This window comes from Candidatus Profftia tarda, assembly GCF_904848675.1.
GTDB lineage: Bacteria > Pseudomonadota > Gammaproteobacteria > Enterobacterales > Enterobacteriaceae > Profftia > Profftia tarda.
Genome location: NZ_LR890047.1, coordinates 973828 through 996230 on the forward strand (window position 1 = coordinate 973828; position 22403 = coordinate 996230).

Genomic DNA, 22403 nt, shown 5'->3' on the forward strand with positions numbered 1-22403 from the left:
TTATAAGATATGGGCTATAAATGCGGTATTGTGGGATTACCAAATGTTGGTAAATCCACCTTGTTTAATGCACTTACTAAATCATGTGTTCAAACAGCGAACTTTCCGTTTTGTACTATCGATCAAAACACTGGAATTATTCCCATACCTGACACACGCCTAGATGAACTAGCTGCGATAGTAAAGCCGAAACATATTATACCAACTATCATAGAATTTGTTGATATAGCAGGTTTAGTAAAAGGTGCCTCTAAAGGAGCAGGTTTAGGTAACAAATTCTTAAGCAACATCCGGAATACCGAAGCTATTTGCCATGTAGTGCGCTGTTTTAAAAACGAAGCTATCATTCACATTAATAATAAAATTAATCCTTTAGAAGATATCGATATCATAAATATCGAGCTAGCGCTAGCTGATCTAGAAATATGTGAACGTGCAATCCAACGTGCACAGAAAAAAGCGAAAGGAGGTAATAAAGATGCAAGAACCTTATTAAATATACTAGGAAAATGTTTAGCACAACTAGAGAAATCTGGTATGCTGCGTGTACTAGATTTAACAGAAGCAGAAGAACAAAGTATTAGCTATATAAATTTTCTTACTTTAAAACCCATAATGTATATTGCTAATATCAACGAAAATGGATTGCAAAATAACCAATATTTAAACCATGTCTATGAAATAGCTGCTAAAGAAAACGCTGTGGTAATTCCTGTATGTGCTACTACAGAATCTGATATGGCTAAATATGATGATAATGAACGCAATGAGTTGATGACTCAGCTTGGACTAAAAGAAGATGGTGTCAAGAAAGTGATTTGTGCTGGTTACGATCTACTGAATTTACAGACTTACTTTACCGCAGGTATGAAAGAATTACGTGCATGGACTATCCCTGTTGGCGCTACAGCATCACAAGCGGCCGGTAAGATACATACTGACTTCGAAAGAGGATTTATCCGTGCTCAGACCATTTCTTTTAATGACTTTATAACCTACAAAGGTGAGCAAGGTGCGAAAGAAAATGGTAAGATGCGTTCAGAAGGAAAGAACTATATTGTTCAAGATGGTGATGTCATTAATTTTTTGTTTAAGGTATAATTTAATTTAAATGTTTTTAATTACATCCGAAATATATCGATAGTCAAACTATTTTATGAAATAGTTTGACTATAACTAAACTAAATACACCAAGATCTGTCTAAAATAAAGACCATATCTATATCTTCTTATTATAAGATTATCAGATTCAACCATAAATCATAATAAACTAATAATCTATAAAGAGCATAATAGTATTGTAACAATATTTATTGTTGCAATCACTGCATTCTAGAAAACACTAGTATTTTATTATAATAAAATACATTAATAGATATAGCATCTAACCATATCTGCTAATGTACCATTATACCAACTAATATTTTATTCATAGTACTATTATAGTTATAATATAACTTGAGTCTGCTTGCTCTAAACTATCTTCAATCTAAGAAGTTTTGTCTTTATAAGAAATTAGTAATTATTTATTAAAATATAAACATCTAATACTATGTTTTAAAAATAGCAAAGAATAAAATTCCATGCTTTTAGTAAGTCATGACCAAGACGTATTTCTTCAAAATTTAATCTATTTAATTACTAAAAGTATATCAATAATTAATTAAATGTATTATATTGATCTCTAATGCAGGACAATATACATAATGTATTTTTATCACTACATGTGAATAGATAAAGATATATTTTGTTTCAATACTGCTGAATCTTCATAAGATAAATCATCTTTGATAAAAACTACTTTATCTATAACCAGTAAGTAGTAAAATATTTATTTTAGAAACAATAGAATAATTTATAATGGTTTTGCAGTTACTACATTTTCCTGATGCACGGCTTCGCACTGTAGCAAAGCTGGTAAAAGAAGTTACACCTAAAATCCAGTATATCATTGATCAGATGATCTATACTATGTACGTAAAAGAAGGTATCGGTTTAGCTGCTACCCAAATAAACTTTCATTATCGTATTATTGTCATTGATATTTCTGGAAAAAAAGAAAAACCTTTAGTGCTAATCAATCCTGAATTAATATCAAGAAGCGGGGAAGCAGCCATAGAAGAAGGTTGCCTTTCAATTCCGATATATCGTGCGCTAGTTCCACGGTCTGCACATATACAAGTTCAAGCTTTAGATCGTTATGGAGCTCCTTTTGAATTAGAAGCAAATAATCTTCTGGCTATTTGTATACAACACGAAATAGACCATTTACTTGGAAGGCTATTCATTGATTATATCTCGCCTCTTAAACGACAGCGTATAACCAAAAAGCTGCAGAAACTTTATAAAACAGAGGATAAAAATAATTTTTTACAATTGGTAGGAAAATAATATTGTCTAATTTTTTGCGCATTATTTTTGCGGGAACCCCCGATTTCGCAGCCCATCATCTAAGTGCTCTTTTAGCCTCAAGACATAAAATAGTGAGTGTATTTACACAGTCAGATAAACCAGCAGGGCGTGGCAATCAGATAAAAGCAAGTCCTGTAAAGATTTTAGCAGCAAAATATGATATACCTGTGTTTCAACCGGTATCTTTAAATCTAATAGATAGTCATAAATTGATTTATGATCTTCACTGTGATGTAATGGTCGTAGTAGCTTATGGCATAATCTTGCCTAAAAATATACTAAATGCACCAAGATTAGGATGCATAAATGTGCATGGTTCATTACTTCCCCGCTGGAGAGGTGCAGCACCTATACAGCGCGCTTTATGGGCTGGAGATAGTAAGACTGGCGTGACTATCATACAAATGAACGCTGGTTTAGATACCGGAGATATACTACATCAGGTTTCTTGTGTGATCACGAAAGAAGATACTAGTAGATCAATATATGATAAACTAGCAAATATAGGTCCTCCTGAGTTACTCAGCATACTTGCAAAATTAGCCGACGGCACTGCAACCCCTAAAAAACAGAATGAACTACTTACTACTTACGCAAAAAAGCTAACTAGAAAAGAAGCTCTTTTAGATTGGACTCTGCCGGCTAAATATCTTGAACGTTGCATTCGTGCTTTTAATCCATGGCCTGTAAGCTTTTTTATTATTCATGGCCAAGCAATTAGAGTGTGGAAAGCAGAGGTCATCTCCGACAAACATAGTTATACTCCTGGGACTAACATAAGAGCAGATAAAAATGGCATTGCCGTTGCTACATCTGAAGGCGTTTTACTAATGACTAATCTACAGCCTTCAGGAAAAAGAAGTATGTCCGTGCAGGATTTTCTGAATTCTAGGAGAGACTGGTTTATTCCAGGAAATATATTAAATTCTGTTTAAGAAATAATTCTCAAGGTAAGAGATAAAATATTGAGTTTATGAAATATCAACAAAGAATTATATACTAGATTAGTATTTAGTGAATGTATCTAATCTTAAAAATATTCTTGTCATAAATCTATTCGCAATGCATCTTAACTGAAAACTCAGATGAATTACTAAAGCATATCACTCAATAACCATACAACATAGCGCATCTTGCTATATTTAGACATTGTATATCTCTGTACTCTTACCGTATATCTTGGCTGAAAGTATGTTAGGATCCCATAATATCCAATATGTAATAGCAAATAGTTATAACTTCAGATATACAGCTAACTATCAAAATATTAGAGCAATAATATATTTACAAAAATATCTAAAAAATATAAGACATACCTAGCTTGGTCTATCAAGTATTTATTTTTATCATGATGGAAATACAGTCATATCTAAATATGTATAACAAAGATAATATAATTATTTTTCTTTCTAAGAGTCCTCTTGCATGATTGTTATATTCATCTATCACGATTTTATCGTTTTACTCAAAACTATACTATTTATTCTATAAATCTCTGTAGTTATAGTTATATAGATGAATAAACATGATATCTCGCTATTTATTATATAGCAACATTCTCGTCAGATAATTTAGATGCTACAAGTAGCTACAAAATTTTATATACAGGTATAGTAAAACCGCGAAAATCACTGTCAATAATTTAAATAGAAGAGTTCTACAAGAGACCTGCGATTTATAATATAGATATCATCTAATAGATATCTTGCAAATATATAAATATAAGATATAAAATGATCATTTTCTTGGATATAACAATCATAGAATAATAAAAATATTTGCAGTTTCTCTTTAAAGAGACAGCAGGTACGATCTAAAGATCAAACTAAAAAGATTCATACAAAATACACCTATTTTAATTATTTATATTATTTACTCAAACTATATCAGGAAAAATATAAAAATCTAAGCGCATATTATATAGATACATTTTCTAAAAATACTAGATATGCAGTGAAAGTAGACTAGAGAATTAGAATATATATTTCTTAAGAGTACAAGTAAGCATAGAGCAAACATCATCATATGATAAAACTGAATACATTATTAAAACTCTCAGACTTTTTTACCATAAGGTATTTATGGATTAAGTTTTCTAATAAAATCTTATTAATTCTGGAATACATCTAAATAAAATAAAATTTGTAATAATACATCAGCTCTCCTGATAAATATTTTATTAAATAACTAAAAATATCATAAATTTAATAACCTGTATTTATTCTTATCTTGCAAAGATAAGAATAAATCGGCAAGTCTGATATACAATATATCAATATTATCGAATCTAATAGCTTAATATGATATCCAAGAAATATCTAATAATATGCTTATTGTGTAAATACCATATACCAAATAGGAGAGCTGGAGTGTTTGGACTTTATTTTTCAAAATATACTATTATAGATTTATTGCATGCATATTAAGTGTGTTAATAACTCTAGAAAAACGATAAATATAAATTAAAAAATAGAGCATCTGTTATTTAATATCAGACATGTAAAAAGAAAACAGCAGTAGATAGTTAATACTAACTAATATAGTGTGAACATAGATATAATGCAGGAAAAAAAATGAGTACCAGTAAATTACGCACAAATAACTTTATCTACCAAATTATTAATCAAGATCTAGAATTTGGCAAACATCATGAAATTCATACACGTTTTCCACCAGAACCTAATGGTTACCTGCATATTGGTCACGCTAAATCTATCTGTCTGAATTTTGGTATTGCTAAAAGATATCAGGGTCAATGTAACCTACGCTTTGATGATACAAACCCTCTGAAAGAAAATATTGAATACATTCAGTCAATTAAACGTGATATACAGTGGCTAGGATTCCAGTGGAACGGTCCAGTACGTTATTCTTCAGACTACTTTGATCAACTATACCAGTACGCTATAGAACTTATATTAAAGGGTCTTGCATATGTTGATGACCTAACACCTGAACAGATCCGCAAATACCGTGGTAGCCTTACTTCACCGGGCAAAAATAGCCCATATCGCAACCGAAGCATTAAAGATAATTTAGCACTTTTTGAAAAAATGCGTAACGGCAAGTTTGCTGAAGGCAGATCATGCCTTCGAGCCAAAATAGATATGTATTCTCCATCAATAGTTATGCGGGATCCCGTTCTCTATCGCATTAAACTTGCAGAACACCACAATACGGGTACTAAATGGTGCATTTACCCTATGTACGATTTTACCCATTGTATTTCCGATGCACTTGAAGGTATAACACACTCATTATGTACTATGGAATTCCAAGAAAATCGTCGCTTGTATGACTGGGTGCTAAATAATATCAGTATCACAGCACATCCACGTCAATATGAGTTTTCTCGTCTAAATCTTGAATATACGATCATGTCAAAGCGCAAATTAAAAATACTTATTACAAAAAATATAGTAGAGGGTTGGGATGATCCACGTATGCCAACAATTGCTGGCCTGAGACGTCGTGGTTACACTCCGGCATCTATCCGTGAATTCTGCCGCCGCATAGGAGTTACTAAGCAAGATAATAATATAGAAATGGCTCTTCTAGAATCTAGTGTTCGTGAAGATTTGAATACAATTGCACCACGTGCAATGGCAGTCTTAAATCCTGTAACAGTAGTCATTCAGAATATGCCCTCGGACACAATAGAGATAATAAACGTACCAAATCATCCAAATAAGCCAGAAATGGGTTATCGTGATGTACCATTTACTAAAAATATTTATATAGATAAATCAGATTTTCGCGAAGAATCCAACAAAAACTATAAGCGTTTAGTGCTGGGTCAAGAAGTGCGCTTGCGCAGTGCCTATGTGATCAAAGCAGAACATGTTGATAAAGATGAGTACGGCAATATTACTACTATTTACTGCACCTATAACCACGATACATTAAAAAAAAATCCTTCTAACAAAGTGAAAGGAGTTATTCACTGGGTTTCTGTAAGTTATGCAATACCTGCTGAATTTCATTTATATGATCACTTGTTCAGTACTGCTAACCCAGATGCAGCAGAAAACTTACTATCTGTCATTAATTCTAACTCTTTGATTATAAGGAAAGGTTTTGTAGAATACAGCCTGAGGAAAGCAACTTATAATACTACATATCAGTTTGAGCGTGAAGGTTATTTTTGTGCAGATTACCGTAAATCCAGACCAGAACATCTAGTGTTTAACCGCACTGTGCGTCTGCGTGATATCCGGACTAAAATCTTAGCATAACTATCATAGATTTATCTGACATACTTATATTAAAGTTATTTAAAGAATAAAATGATATTAATATAATTTAAACTATTTCCTACTTTACATAAAGTATTGGTTTTTTACAAGAACATAAACATTAATAGTAATTAATGCAGTGTTTTTTAAATTTACAGATCATATCTTAAAAATTAATATTGCTATTAATTTTTAAGATAAAGAAATGAGACATAAAAACAAAGCAGAATCGATCAGGCAACTGGTAATCCATAGACATATATCACTTTTTATATAAATAATTTTAACAGTTATGATCTTAAGAGGAGGGGACTGATATTCACAACAGGTTAGCAAACTTAATCTTTAGAGATGGCATGTTTTTAATGACAAACAAATTTATTACCATTTTACGCAGGGGCTGCTTTTGATAAGATCAAAAAACGATATATAGAAGTAAATCCTCTATACAGAAAATTTCAAATACTATTGCTATTGGTAATTACGTGAAAAAATTAATAAATACAGATAATTTTATAAGTACTTTCATCTTGTAACTAATTCATTCTTTTATGATAAACTATATTTGATAGCTGATATCTAATTTTCTATAACCCCTTTTAAAAGATTTTTAAAGTAGGTGATATGTAAGCTTACATGAAAATGTGAATATTTATTCTTTAAACTAATATTTATATTCTATCTCACAGAAAGATGCGTGAACAACAATATGCAATCAGCAAAAATGTATGATTACAGCAACTACTTGTATAAGTATAGTTAAAAAATTCAAAATGCTTTATATGAGTATAAAAACTAATAGTAATCCTATACAGCAGGATAAAATATCCTCAAGGAGTAATAGAATAAAATAATTAGGAAATAATTAATATGAAACTCAATTATGCCAAACTTCAAAATTCATAAAAGATATAAGTTGCAATACAGAAAATCTATTATTACTATATAATCATACAATAACATTTAATTTCTTACCTATATAATGATACACAAAAGATAAGATCTTTTATGATGTGATATAGCTAGATAATAAACCGCCAATAATTTATGCGTAATGGCATTATTCCTTCAGGTTATCAGTATCATAGTTTAATAATTTAAGAGCAAACCATAATTAATTTTGCAATGGTTTGCTAAATAATAATGGAAACCCTAACATGACCGATAAACTAACATCCTTACGACAACTGACTACAATTGTGGCTGATACTAGTGATATCAATGCAATTAAGTTATATCAACCAGAAGATGCAACTACCAATCCTTCTTTAATTCTTAATGCAGCACAAACTGACGAATATAATAAACTAATTTATAAAGCTATAGATTGGGCGCGCAGTCAAAGCAAATATAAAACTCAGCAAATTATAGATGCATCAGATAAACTAGCAGTAAATATAGGCTTAGAAATTCTAAAATTGATTCCGGGCCGGATTTCTACCGAAGTTGACGCTCGTCTATCCTATGATACCGAAGCTAGCATAGTCAAAGCTAAACGTATAGTTAGAATGTACAACGATGCTAATATTAGTAACGATCGTATTTTAATCAAACTCGCTTCTACCTGGCAAAGTATTCGTGCAGCGGAATACTTAGAAAAAGCAGGAATACATTGCAATCTAACGCTATTATTCTCGTTTGCACAAGCCCGAGCTTGTTCAGAAGCAGGCGTATACCTAATTTCTCCATTTGTTGGCCGTATCTTAGACTGGCACCAAGCAAGAGCTAATAAACAGGAATACGCACCAAATAAAGATCCAGGAATCATATCTGTAAGCCAGATATACAAATACTATAAACAATATGGATATAATACTATTATTATGGGAGCAAGCTTCCGTAATATCAATCAAATTATAGAACTAGCTGGTTGTGACCGACTAACTATCGCTCCAGCCTTGCTCAAAGAGCTTTCTGAGGCTAATGGTGAAGTTGAACTTAAGCTACGTTATAACGATGAAATCAAGCAGCGTCCAGCACGCATGAATGAAACTGAATTTTACTGGAACCACAATCAGGATCCAATGGCAGTTGAAAAACTATCTGAAGGTATACGTAAATTTGCTATAGATCAAATCAAGCTAGAAGATATGATCTCTCAGTTGTTGTGATTCATTATTTAGGCATTTAGAAGTGCGTGTGATTTTTAGATCTAAAAATTACTTTTGTCATTATGACTTATGTATATCTTACCTAGATACAGTTTAGTTATTAAATTATGGATTAATTTAGATAAATATAAAATGATATAATTGCTACTACTGACATCTACATAAGATCAAAATATACTGCATACCGAAGTATTAGCTATATTGCCTTACAAGCATCTTCTGAATTACTAATAATTAATGTATTACAAAAAGAATCATGATATTTCTAGTATACCTATAAACTATTCATCTTTCTTTTCAAAATACAGGGCTCTCTCATACCTTGTATTTTGTCGGTACTGGAACTATTCATTCTCTAAACCCCATAAGATCTAAGGATCATACTATAATTAAATAAGCAATAATATCAATCTGTTAATGCACTAGTCTAATGCAATTAATATATATTGTATTGATGGTTCAATACAATATATTGCAATCTTTTATGTTATATAAATGTTTATAAATTCATATTAATCACGCACAGAATACGTATTGCTAACATCAAAATACTATAAAATAATCGTAGTGCGCTAGTAGTAATTCAACACTATATATAAAAAATAGTATTTTAGGATAGAAAAATAAACATTATTTAGTAAATCACATTGCCCAGGAAAGCAAGTAAAAATTTTAATATAATAGAGATATTCTATTATATTTTATTTAATATTAATAATCCTTGTATAATACTTACAAAGTATCATTTAAAATATCATTTTTAGCATAAAAATTAACTATATACTTTAGCAAAGTTTGGGATCAAAACTTTCGAAACAAAATAGAGCTAGTATATTGATCTGTATTTGTATATATTACAAAATAAGATAATATTTCTTTTGCTGCTTGCAACCTTCAAAAGTTGACATCATTAATATCGCATTTTATAAAGCAGAAAATTAACAATGGCTGAGACCAGCAATATAAATAAACTAAATAAGAGATTTCGCGGATTCTATCCTATTGTTATTGATATAGAAACTGCAGGATTTAATGCTAATAAAAACGCGCTGCTTGAAATTGCATTAATCACATTGCGCATGACTCACGATGGATGGTTAGAAACAGACGAGAAACTACATTTTCATATTGAACCTTTTCTTGGATCAGTCATGATACCTGAGGCTCTGGCATTTAATGGCATTGACCCAGAAAATCCGCTACGAGGCGCAGTAAGCGAAGACAAAGCGCTACACGCAATTTTTAAAGTAGTCCACAAAGGGATACGGGAGCATGATTGTAATCGTGCAATTATAGTAGCACACAACGCTCATTTTGATCATTCATTTTTGATGGCAGCGGCTGAACGTGTTGGATTAAAACGCAACCCTTTTCATCCTTTCGCTACCTTCGATACCGCGGCGTTAAGTGGATTGGTTTTCGGTCAAACTGTACTCGCTAAAGCTTGCTCTGCAGCTAATATACCTTTCGATATTGCACAGGCACATTCAGCTCTTTATGATACCGAACAAACCGCAACACTATTCTGCGAACTAGTAAACCGCTGGAAACGCATGGGAGGATGGCCACTGCCTATAAAAAATAATACAGCACAAAATCATTATTAATATCTTTAATTTTGAAACAATCTTCTAATCTAGATTATCTCTCTAATATTATTTAATTCACTTATATATAAATAATTATTTTCTGTGTTAACAGTTTTGTTGAGAATAATTCAAATTAACTTATTATATAATGAAAGGACAAGAATAACATATGAATGAATAAATAAAACTAACATCTAAAACTATAGAGCTAAGATCCAGAATAGACTGACTTATTCATAATGAACTAGTACATTGCCGATAAATATGCCTTCTTAAAGCTACTATTATCTGTTTATTATATTGTAGTTATATTACCACTGTAGTTATCTTCTGCCTATAAGATTAGGAGAAGTATTTCAATCTATGGTTTATAGATTAAGATCAAGAGTATAAACTATAACTTAAAATTTATGCGATAATATCACTCATTTTCTTAATAAGTCCATAGACAAAGATTGAGTATGGTGTACAATGTATCTCAAAGAAGGAAGCGAGACCTATATAATGATTTATTAAGACTTAGACAGTTATATCTATAAAAATACTGCGCGGAGTCAAGATAAATAAGATTAGTTCGTATCAAAAATAAGTAGTGTGTTAATTATTAATTACTGTTTTCTGTAGTTATTTATTGAAAATACATATCTAATTCAAATTAATGTAATGCAAAAAGCATGACTTAAGAAACAAATAAAGACAAATAACCTTGAATTAATCAACAAGAAGATGAATAAGCCAAAATCAAAAATATCTATATAAAGATATAGATTGATAGAGTAAACTAGCTAAGTTACTCAGCAAACAATTTCTTATAAATCTAACATACGTACAGTGATTTGATCTAAACATAATAAAAAGAAAAACACTCATAAAATAGCTTAAGCTAATAATATTAATTAGAAAGAAGTTCAAAATCTTTTTTATAATATAATTAACTTAATCAAAAACATTAAAAAGATTTTATCTTTAGATCCTTATTCTTTATACTATGCACAACGCATGATTAAATTTTATTTCAAATAAAACCTGAAAACATTAATTATTACAAAATTATTTCTTTATTGAACTATGATTATGCTATTTTTAATGCATTTACTTTTAAACCGGTAAACATTCAGTTAATATCCCATTTCTGTGATTTGAATCGGGTAAGTTTTCATGAAAACTTTTACAGCTAAGTCAGAAACAATCAATCGTACATGGTATGTAGTTGATGCTACAGGAAAAAAATTAGGACGTTTGGCTACTTCAATCGCTTCTCTCCTCCGTGGCAAGCACAAGCCGGAGTATACTCCACATGTAGATACCGGTGATTATATAATAGTTATAAATGCAGAAAAAGTTGCTATTACAGGAAATAAGCGTTCTGACAAGATATATTACCATTACAGCGGATACATCGGTGGCCTCAAACAGGTCACATTTGAAGAAATGATTAGTCGCCACCCTGAGCGTGTACTTGAAACTGCGGTTAGAGGTATGTTACCTAAGGGATCATTAGGTGGTGCTATGTACCGTAAATTAAAAGTTTATGCAGGAAACCTACATAAACATACGGCACAGAAACCACAAATTCTTGACATTTAATTGGAATAGAAAGCAATGTCTGAAGAGAAATATTACGGCACTGGACGGCGAAAAAGATCTGCTGCTCGAGTTTTTATTAAGAAAGGTAGTGGTGATATTTTAATTAATCAGCGCAACTTGGAGCAGTATTTTGGTCGTAAAACTGCTCATATGGTAGTACGTCAACCTCTAGAACTTGTAAAAATGGTTGATAATTTCGACCTTTACATTACAGTTAAGGGTGGCGGTATATCTGGTCAAGCTGGTGCAATACGTCACGGAATTACGCGTGCTCTAATTAAATACGATGCACTCCTGCAAGGTACATTGCGTACAGCTGGGTTCGTTACCCGTGATGCTCGTCAGGTTGAACGTAAAAAAGTAGGACTGCGTAAAGCACGTCGTCGTCCTCAGTTCTCTAAACGTTAATCAATATATATTGCAAGCGACAAGTAATATTGTAATTTACAGCTTGCCGGTAGGCATGCAAAAAGAATCCATGCTAATAAAATTGCACAAAATATTTCGGTAAGCTATTGCGACATTATTAAAAATGCACTAATAAGTGTTCTCATTCTGTACAGGGGAGATAATAAGATATTATCATTTTAAGGTCAGTAACAAATTTAATAGATAAATTATTTATCTCTAAATATTTATATAATGAAATAAATATAATTAGTACCTTACAATATACTTATTTTCTGTAAAATATAGTTATGTACATTATTTATGATAAGTTAATGATATTAACTAACGTAGTGTACTAGCCTGATTTAATCAATTATATAATCTATTGCATAGATAACTAGGCTGTAATCCTTATATTGATATCCTCAGCCAGGAATTATTATTCTACATAAAAATGAGTAGGATCATTTAATTTCTTTATCCTTATCAAGGCACCTACTACACTAATTTTAGGTGATTCCACTTACATAAAAGACCTAATTTGCAGGATCTGCAGATATTTCTCTTTTAAGAAATAGAAAGTACAAAATATTATTTACTATAATAGGGGGTTTATTTAATCAATTTCTTATCTATGTCAATCATCATTTATAATGATTGTTACGCAGAAAACCTAAAATAAATCCAATAAAATCATAATAATCCCTTTAAGGGATTCTATAGTCCTAAAGACTAATTTAAAAGATCTACATTCTATTTACATATGTCTGAATAAATGGATGATATATTATTAGATAATCTAAATAAATATTTGAGTGAGAGGTGAAGGAACTGCTAGCTTAAAACCAGCACCCACTTATCTTGCTACGGCTGCTTCTTTCCAGATCTGACCGAGTTCACAATTTAGAGTTGCAGGGAAACTAACAGAACCTTCGTTGTTAGATTTTTTCTAACTAGACATAATCACATAGTATCATAGAATATACTACATTACAATTATTATTTTATATTCAACTGGCTCACTGAGCTTAATATGAACAAGACTTTATTTGCTGATAAAGTAATTAATAAAGAATTAATGCATAAAATTATGCTGTTATTTAGAGAGCAATCCTTCTTAAATCACATTATCTACTATATAAACATCTATATAAATATTCTTAATATCTTTATTTTATATGAAATATATTTATATTTCTTGTTGAGCTATTATTAATATTGAGTTATTTTTATTTGAAAAGACTTAAAATATCAAATTACTTTTTCTGCATAAATTATACGACAAAAATAACTTAATGTGCTTCACTGAAGATATTATAATGTATTCAGGAAATTATACAATTTTTTATCTTTATTAAGGAAATATAAAAATTTAGATAAAATATAAAATAATTCAGGAATATAGTACTATGCAGAAGTAAACTATATTCCGTGAGTTATTTTATTTTAAAAAGAGTATGAAAAAGCATGAAGTCATCTTGATTGATCTATGCCTCCAGAAAGAACTTGTATAATATTTCTGCTAGAAATATTATACAAACAAAAAAATACGAAAAACATAAAAGAGATGATTTTCTTAAAATACCAATATGTCTATAATACAGGAATATCATATACTTCAATAATATAAAATCTTAGAACTGATTATGCAATAAAATATATCATATTCTATCATTCAAACAGTGCTAATAGACACAAAGAGCCAAAATACTGTTTAATGTCTTTTAATTATCTTATTTGAAAAACTCACTAATTTTTGCCTTAAGGATGTCTATAGCAATACGGTTCTTACCGCCACGTGGCACTATAATATCTACATATTGTTTAGAAGGTTCAATGAACTGCAAGAACATAGGGCGAACTGTTCTCTGATATTGATCCATAACTGAATCCATTGAACGACCGCGCTCTTTTACATCACGTCTAATACGGCGCATCAAGCAAATATCTAACGGTGTGTCAACAAAAATAGAAAAATTGAGTTCATTACGCAAACGAGCATCTGTTAACAATAAAATTCCTTCCAAAATGATAACTTTTTTAGGCTCTATATGAATAGTACCTTGCTTACGCGTATGTTCCACATAACTATATTGTGGAAGCTCCACGGATTGACCCACTTTAAGTCTTTGTAAATGCTGAAGTAGTAAACTATGGTCCATCGCATTTGGATGGTCATAATTAGTTCTAATACGGGCTTGCATTGTAAGCTCAGTCTGATCTTTATAATAACAATCTTCTGGGATCACACCGATGTTTTCTTCACCTACTTTCTCGGATAACTCAAGATAGAGTGTATTTGCGATCAAACTCTTACCTGAAGCAGATGCTCCTGTGATCCCAATAATAACGCAATTATAGGAATTATTAGTCATATATAAAGACCTATTGTTAAATATCTAACGGGAGGCTTAGTAAAGAGATCATTATTTACTGCCTGCCTATTATAATGTATCATTGAAGAGGTGAATAAAATTCATACATTATTCTATAAATTATAATAATCTTTTTTCAATAAAAAACCAGAGAAGATTTATTACATAAGAATAGATGGGATAAACGATATGATCTCTTATTCTAGATAAGATTAAGATAGGATTAGTAAAATTTCTCATAATAGCGCTTTACCAGGTGTCTTTGTTATCCCAAATAATTAGATACTAAGACGTGTTATCTCCCTAAGTTCACTAACTATTCCTAAAAACTAGTAAATAAGTATTCTATAATTATCTATCAATATAGATTCAAAGAACATTTATATATCTTGGTAGATATCATATAACTAAAGAGAATTGGAGTAGTCTGATCTTTTTAAAAGATTATCACCTATACATTAATATGATAGATATTTATTTGCATGGTAATATAAAATATGATTAGAAAATCTATGGATTTCTCTGGTTATTTGAAATTACGAGAGAAAATATCAATATCTCTGTAAAAACAACTAAAAATAAAAATATGTTTTCTATATTTTATAAGTCAATAGGAATTGACCTTAAGAAGGTTATGAATAATTTAGTTAATAAACTTAATAGGATTTTATATAGTATGCAGATAATCTGCAGTTCCTGATTCTTGACATTGATGTTAATTATCACATACAGACATATTGCAAAATATCTGATAGGAGTTATCTGGAAGATCTCCTATAAGTATTTTGGAAATGCATATCTCCTCATACATTAATCATCAATTATATCTAAGAGATTATCCAATTAATATGATCTTACTGTTACAGTAACATTAATACTAATCTTTTGGAATCCTAATATATACAGAAGTTTTTCATAATATCTAATATCGATAATCTAAAGTTACTCAGGATTAAAGAAAACTGCTTAATACCATAATATCGTAACTGATATTATTCATAAACTAATAAAAACTTTAATAATACAGAAAGATGTTGACCTGACAGAGAAAGTAAAGTTATTTAATTGATTCAAAAGTGTATTTTTAAAAATATGTTAAGCTTATAATCACCATGAATTACTAGAGTGTATTCTATAATGGGATAAAAAAGGAGCTATATATTTTATAAAAAAGCATGTGAATTTCTTTCTTTAATAAATATTAAGGAATAGCTTAGCAAGTATCAGACATAGATAATCGTTATATTTCATATGATTCTTTTAAAAATTATATTGGCTTTGCAATATATTAACTGAATGATATTTATAGATAACGGTTTCGGCGCTGCTCTCAAAAGATTTTACATAAAATCAATACTGTTACAGTAGTAAGATGTTAAGTATAAAATACAGGAAATGACTAATATTTTAATCTAAAAATTATAATAATCTATAAAAAATGAAATGCGATGAGTAATACTAATCTATTATGTTATGTATGTAGCTGACTAACATATTAAAACTAAATATTATAAGCATAATCTATACTCGCTACAGTATCTTATCTTTCTGATCTGTGCTTACTTTGATATAAGGAATGTATTTCTTAAAGAACTCATTCAAGTAATAATAATTAGTTCTATGGTCTCTACATAGAATATAGATACCTAGTATTAAATAAATAATAATCTTAAAATTTAGTACTTTAAATATGATAGAATATCAGATCCAGGTAAAATATACTCTGCGCTAATAAAATTAATATTAATCCTTTAAAAGGAATAATCTTAACAAGATTGTTACGTTATTAGCAAATCAAAAAGTTCTAGAGTTTATTAAAATCAGCAGCAATTGATCTATATCTTAAATTAGAAGAGTATTTAATTATGCTTCTTTTTAAATGTATATTTATTAAGGGATAAATCCCCGTCCAGGAGGAATTGATCATGGTGAACTGTATAATAAAAGTCTTCAACTGATAAGATCATCTTTATATCTTAGCAAAAAAATATATTAGTAGAAATTATCTTATATCATATAAAATAAATCCTACAGTAACTAACTTTATAAGTTAATATTCAAATGTTTATGAAATGTTTTATTAATTATACAAGAGCATGGTAGCTTAACTGATTTTTAATTAAAATATATACTTAATTTATTATGGTACTAACCGAATAAAAAAATTAAATATCACAAACAGCTGATGTTTACTTTGGTAAATTGCAGCGAAGGTAGTCTTCGAGACTTAATATATGTAAGGTGGAAGCAATAAATATTCACACAATTATTATTACTAGCAGGAATCATGTTCAGTTAGAAAAGGAAATAATGCTTTGTCTGATCAAGTAAAAAGACAGCTATTACTCTCCTCTTGTGTTCTATACGATGCAAACCATAGGATAATATCCACAAGAGTTATACAAAATGATTGTTTAAATATGCATTTAAGATGATTAATATAAGAGCTTAATGCATTAGCTAATAAGTATTTAATCAATTAACATATCTTTATTAACTATAAAGATATCTGTTTTCTCCTTTATGTGATCTTTTCTGATTTCCTGAATCATAAAACATCATATTAATAATTCTTTTATAATGCATCTAGTGTGTAAACATAAAACAGATCCTCAATGATATATTATTGCATACTTCATACTAAGTTATACTAGCGCAAATGCAGCAAAAAATTTTCAGAAAGTATGATTTTAACACCCTTGTTTAAAAAAATATTGTTATATTTAAAGAGTAATTTCAATGACTCATCATTCCATGATGATCTCACTTATCTAGAAATAGACTGCACGACTTTACTTGTTTGGTTTATTTAAAATATTTTACATGGTTGCAAATAGGAGCGACTTAATACACAAGAATATACTATAAAATAAATACAAAAAGCTAATATTATTACTAAAGTCATTCTAAATAAACAGAATATATATTTCCTCTTAATAGTTATGTTTAAACTTTAAGGATGATACTAATATATAGAGTATAGCCTAGTATGGCTACTATAATAGCAAAACTCAAGCAACATATTTTAAATCTTTCTTATGGTAATACAGGAGACTATGTCTCCTTACAGATAAATCATCTGTCTAACAGAAGATCCTTAGTATATATTTATAATTTTATATATCTCACTAGTACATACATAATATTTGAGAGAATTTTATTTTCAGAGCAGATTGCAATAGTAATATCGTGCTCTTCAGTGCTTTTACTAAGATTTTATCCTTATTTGTATGAGGCTTTTTTTGTAAAAAACACATAAGATACTAGAAACTACTCTACATTAATAGTTAAATCCTTACAGGAAAACTGGCTACGCTGACGGACTAATTCAAACAAGCATATACCTGTTGCAACAGAAACGTTTAGAGAAGCAAGGCTACCAGCCATTGGAATTCTAATCAACTCATCACAATGAGCGCGAGTTAAACGACGCAAACCATTACCCTCAGAACCCATTACTAATGCCAGCGCAATTTGGCTAGTGATGTTAATTTGGTATAAGCTTTTATTAGCTTCAATAACAGTTCCAAAGATCCAGACTTTATGATCCTGCAAATAACGCATAGTGCGTGCTAAGTTGGTTACGGGAATTAATGGAACAGTTTCCGCGGCACCACAAGCTATTTTTTTGGCTGTTGCATTCAATTGTGCAGACCTATCTTTGGGAATAATAACCATATCGACAGCGGCAGCATCAGCGCTACGCAAACATGCTCCGAGATTATGCGGGTCGGTTACTCCGTCCAGAATCAGGAGTAATGGAGGATTCTTCGACTGTTTAAGCAAAGAGGGCAAATTTTTTTCCTGATACTCTCTACCTTGAAGAACACGTGCGATAATCCCCTGATGCACCCCACTTGCCGCTTCTTTATTCAACCAACGACGATGAGCTAACTGAACAACAATACCTATTTTCTCAAGTTTTGCGATTAGCAGCATAAGATTACGATCTTTATGACCATGCATTACAAAAACCTCAAGAAAACGATGCGGTTCGCATGTAAGTAAGGTTTGAATAGAGTGAATACCGTAGATAATTTGATTCATCATTTGTCATACTATAATATTAACTACCTATATCAATTTCTTATAAAATATATAAGTATTAGATTTTAGGTAGACATAAATTTATCCTATTTCTCACTAAAATCATATCATTGCTTCTAATGATTTTATAAAATTTTTTTATTTTTTAAAGAAAAAATAGATGAATTGTGCTAATTGCTAGAATTAATAAAGCTATTCCGATCTAAAGATTGTATATTAGATAATTATCAGATATCTAAGAATACTTTTATTCAAAAAAGTACCTAATAAATCACAATACTATTTATGCTTTCCCGACTACCTTATATACTTATCCATGAGAAATGATAAAATATTACTCTAAATATGGATATTACGAATATCTAACTAATACTAAATATATTAGAAATAAAAAGTTCGCTCAATAAACAAAAGATACTTAAATTATATTTTGTTATGAAATATATAATTCAATATTATTGAGCATAACTATATTAATATTAAGGATAAGCATCAATAATAGTTAGTTTAATAATACAATTTATCCCTTGCTCTATCACTACAAGTCTTATGATATGCGTTATTTATTAATGAGTATATGACGATATCTATTAACAAATTAAGGAATTAAAATATTATATACAGATATGATAATAATAGAGAGTAACTATTTGTGACCTCTATTATTTATATACTAAAGTACGTGCACGGAAACTGTATTAACCGTATTATTTGACACTAGCGCACCAGAGATCATAACTACAATATCACCCTTTTGAGATAAACCGCTTTCAATTGCAATTTTTTTACCTATAAGGTAAAAATGATCTATAGAAGAAATATCTTTAATAAGTATAGGCACGACGCCTTTACTTAATAACAGCTGGCACGAAGTTACTGGATCAGTAGTCAAGGCTAGGATCATCGCATTCGGGAAATATTTGCGCACAGCTTTTGCAGATTTGCCACCCAAAGTTGCAATAACAATCAGTGGTGAATGTAATTTTTCAGAAGTTTTAACTGCTGCACAGCAAATAGCTTCAGTAATATTCATCTGATAATTACGATCAGTAGTCTCTATGCGGCTCTTCATGACACGGTCTGTACGCTCACATATAGTCGACATAATAGTTACTGCTTCCACTGGATATTTACCCTTAGCACTCTCGCCGGAGAGCATAACGGCATCAGTGCCGTCTAGGATTGCATTAGCAACGTCACCTGCTTCTGCGCGAGTTGGACGTGGTTTTTTAATCATTGAGTCTAGCATCTGAGTAGCAGTGATAACTACTTTACTTGCTCGATTACATTTTGCAATCATCATTTTCTGCGCGAAGATTACTTCCTCAATAGGGATCTCAACACCGAGATCACCACGAGCGACCATAATACCGTCAGAAACTTCTAATATTTCTTCGAAGTTTCTGAGACCTTCTTGGTTTTCTATTTTGGAGATAATTTGGATATTTTCACCATTATGTGCCTGCAGATGTTTACGTATTTCCATAACATCGGAACCTTTACGTATAAATGAAGCTGCGATAAAATCAACACCTTGCTCACATCCAAAGAGCAAATCACTCTTATCTTTTTCTGCGAGAACTGGAAGTTTAATAGACACTCCTGGAAGGTTAATACCTTTATTTTCTCCTAAATCACCTGCGTTCAATACCTTACATACAACTTCACGTTCCAAAACTGCAGTAACTTCCATAGAAATTAAACCATCGTCAACTAAGATAGTATCACCTTTTTTTAGATCACAGACAAAACCGGGGTATGTCACAGCAATACGATTTGCATCCCCTGGCATACTATAAGGATCAGTTGTAAATGTAAAGGTCTGCCCTAGAGTCAAGACTGCATCTTTGCCATCCTTTAGCTTCATAGTACGAATTTCTGGACCTTTAGTATCTAATAAAATAGCTGCTTTCTTGCCAGTATTTTTCATTACAGCACGGAGATTTTTGATACGATGACCGTGTTCTTCATGATTACCGTGCGAGAAGTTTAATCGCATAACATTCATACCTGCATTCAGCATTTTATTAAGCATGGCTTCTGATTCAGTCTTAGGACCAATGGTGCATACTATTTTAGTCTTTTTCATAAAATTTACTTTCTGCAAATTATTATATTTTATTCAAAATGCGCTTCTAGAGCACCAATAAAATTCTGAGGTGATATATGATATATTATATGGTTGCAAGGTTATCAGTCTAAGACGATAAATCTTAGGCATCAGCAATATAAAAATAATTTAAAATAGACCTTTACTCTGCAATACTTTTATTCAATTAATTAGTCTAATAAGGATATACTAACTTGGCGTAATATTTTTATGCGTTAAAGCGCTATCCAGTATTTTTTATTCTCTATAACGTGAATAGTACTGATTATAGATAGCTACAAGATTATCTTAAGATAAGATCAAGCTAAAATTAGAACTGATAAGTTATCTAAACTAATTATTTACCATCCTAACCTGTCTATATAAATAATAGTGTAATTTAGTATGATAGACCAGTTTATATTACCACCCAAATTCTTCTTTTGCCAATTAATAGTAATATTTTAATATTATTGATCTAGCAAACATATTATAATAATATATTACTCTTATATATGGATATATCATGTTTATAACTCTTTTATCGCAGCAATAGAGATTATCAATACTATTAATAGAGCAAACCCTTTTTTATTTATCACCATAAGGTTCGTAAGATTGCAGAACCATATGCGAAGTCACACAACATATAAAAATAAATAATCTTATATCATTGATTACCTTACATCCTGTTTTGGCTAAAGCGCATAATCAATATCTTTTATAATCGATGCTATTATATATCAATGTACTTTCCCTCTTGTTTTATTACAGCAGTTTTACGGAAGAGGGTTTTAACATTATATAGACAAGATAGTATCTAAAAATATTTATCCTCATATTTATATTTTTTTCTCGCCCAATACAATGCTGCTAGGAAATATAAAATAAGTCATTATATATTGAAACATATCTCGAAGAACATAGCAGGATAGCAAATAATAATAATTATTGAGATGGAACATGCATGGAAATGCATAGTTTAATTATTAATGAATCAACCATACCTTTAGAAAAGGCTTGCTACAGGATTGTGTCCTTTTAGGAGATCTCTGTATTAATTTTAAATCTTCTGTTCTTTTATTTTAAGTAATTTTTTAAAAGACCATAATAATGGCGATAAGAACACATGCTATAAGTTTGATATATTTTAACAAAATGATATATAAAGAGGATAATAAAATAATAAAATTATTAGGGCGTATTTAATATATATATACTTGATATGTCTATATTGCTTAGCAATAAACATTGTTATAATAGACATTATAACTGATCGATATAATAATACTAAAGTTTATATGCAAACAAAAAGTCTATGATTATTTAACCTTTAGGAGTCATCTACCTGCAATCAGATCTTTTAACATCCATTAATTAAATAAAAATGAATGCATAGACAAAATAAATGGTGCGTCCGAGTGAATTTGAATCACCGACATCCACCATGTCAAGGTGGTGCTCTAACCAACTGAGCTACGGACGCATCTTTATTTTGAACTACAAAATATTATACAGCAATATATTATAAATAAAATTAACAGAACATTAAAGCACTGATAGCTTAA

11 protein-coding genes, 1 tRNA gene and 1 other RNA gene are annotated in these 22403 nt (G+C 30.3%); 8 read left to right on the forward strand and 5 right to left on the reverse strand.

Annotated elements, in window-relative coordinates; all coding sequences use genetic code 11:
• The first annotated feature begins 9 nt into the window (after window positions 1-9).
• The 8 genes from ychF to rpsI all read left to right on the forward strand — a co-directional run bounded on the left by ychF (window position 10) and on the right by rpsI (window position 12342).
• Window positions 10-1101 (forward strand): redox-regulated ATPase YchF, encoded by a 1092-nt coding sequence (gene ychF, locus KTT71_RS02760; RefSeq protein ID WP_216782334.1) that lies wholly within the window; start codon window positions 10-12, stop codon window positions 1099-1101.
• A gap of 756 nt (window positions 1102-1857) precedes the next feature.
• Complete coding sequence (gene def / locus KTT71_RS02765; RefSeq protein WP_216782762.1) at window positions 1858-2391, forward strand: peptide deformylase; 534 nt, start codon at window positions 1858-1860, stop codon at window positions 2389-2391.
• Window positions 2392-2393: 2 nt separating this feature from the next.
• Window positions 2394-3347 (forward strand): methionyl-tRNA formyltransferase, encoded by a 954-nt coding sequence (fmt, locus tag KTT71_RS02770; protein WP_216782335.1) that lies wholly within the window; start codon window positions 2394-2396, stop codon window positions 3345-3347.
• 1638 nt (window positions 3348-4985) lie between these two features.
• Window positions 4986-6647, forward strand: coding sequence for a glutamine--tRNA ligase (glnS, locus tag KTT71_RS02775; RefSeq protein WP_216782336.1), 1662 nt, complete (start codon window positions 4986-4988; stop codon window positions 6645-6647).
• Window positions 6648-7804: 1157 nt separating this feature from the next.
• On the forward strand, window positions 7805-8758 hold the full coding sequence (gene tal / locus KTT71_RS02780) for a transaldolase (protein ID WP_216782337.1): 954 nt from the start codon (window positions 7805-7807) through the stop codon (window positions 8756-8758).
• Between the two features lie 944 nt (window positions 8759-9702).
• The gene (rnt, locus tag KTT71_RS02785) at window positions 9703-10365 is read left to right on the forward strand and encodes a ribonuclease T (RefSeq protein WP_216782338.1); all 663 of its coding nucleotides are present in this window, start codon (window positions 9703-9705) and stop codon (window positions 10363-10365) included.
• Window positions 10366-11505: 1140 nt separating this feature from the next.
• A complete protein-coding gene (gene rplM, locus KTT71_RS02790) occupies window positions 11506-11934 on the forward strand; it encodes a 50S ribosomal protein L13 (RefSeq protein ID WP_216782339.1) in 429 nt (142 codons plus the stop codon).
• Window positions 11935-11949: 15 nt separating this feature from the next.
• Entirely contained in the window at window positions 11950-12342 is a 393-nt protein-coding gene (rpsI, locus tag KTT71_RS02795; protein ID WP_216782340.1) for a 30S ribosomal protein S9, read from the forward strand.
• Between the two features lie 811 nt (window positions 12343-13153).
• On the opposite strand, the gene ffs is transcribed toward rpsI, so the two are convergent.
• The 5 genes from ffs to KTT71_RS02820 all read right to left on the reverse strand — a co-directional run bounded on the left by ffs (window position 13154) and on the right by KTT71_RS02820 (window position 22321).
• Window positions 13154-13250: signal recognition particle sRNA small type (gene ffs, locus KTT71_RS02800), an RNA gene on the reverse strand.
• Between the two features lie 807 nt (window positions 13251-14057).
• Complete coding sequence (gene udk, locus KTT71_RS02805; RefSeq protein ID WP_216782341.1) at window positions 14058-14699, reverse strand: uridine kinase; 642 nt, start codon at window positions 14697-14699, stop codon at window positions 14058-14060.
• A gap of 3270 nt (window positions 14700-17969) precedes the next feature.
• Window positions 17970-18746 carry a 23S rRNA (guanosine(2251)-2'-O)-methyltransferase RlmB gene (gene rlmB / locus KTT71_RS02810; RefSeq protein ID WP_216782763.1) on the reverse strand — a complete coding sequence of 259 codons (777 nt, stop codon included), beginning with the start codon at window positions 18744-18746 and terminating at the stop codon, window positions 17970-17972.
• 673 nt (window positions 18747-19419) lie between these two features.
• Window positions 19420-20835, reverse strand: a complete 1416-nt coding sequence (pykF, locus tag KTT71_RS02815) for a pyruvate kinase PykF (protein WP_216782342.1) — start codon at window positions 20833-20835, stop codon at window positions 19420-19422.
• A 1409-nt stretch (window positions 20836-22244) separates the two neighbouring features.
• Window positions 22245-22321 (reverse strand) — tRNA-Val (locus KTT71_RS02820).
• Window positions 22322-22403: the final 82 nt, after the last annotated feature.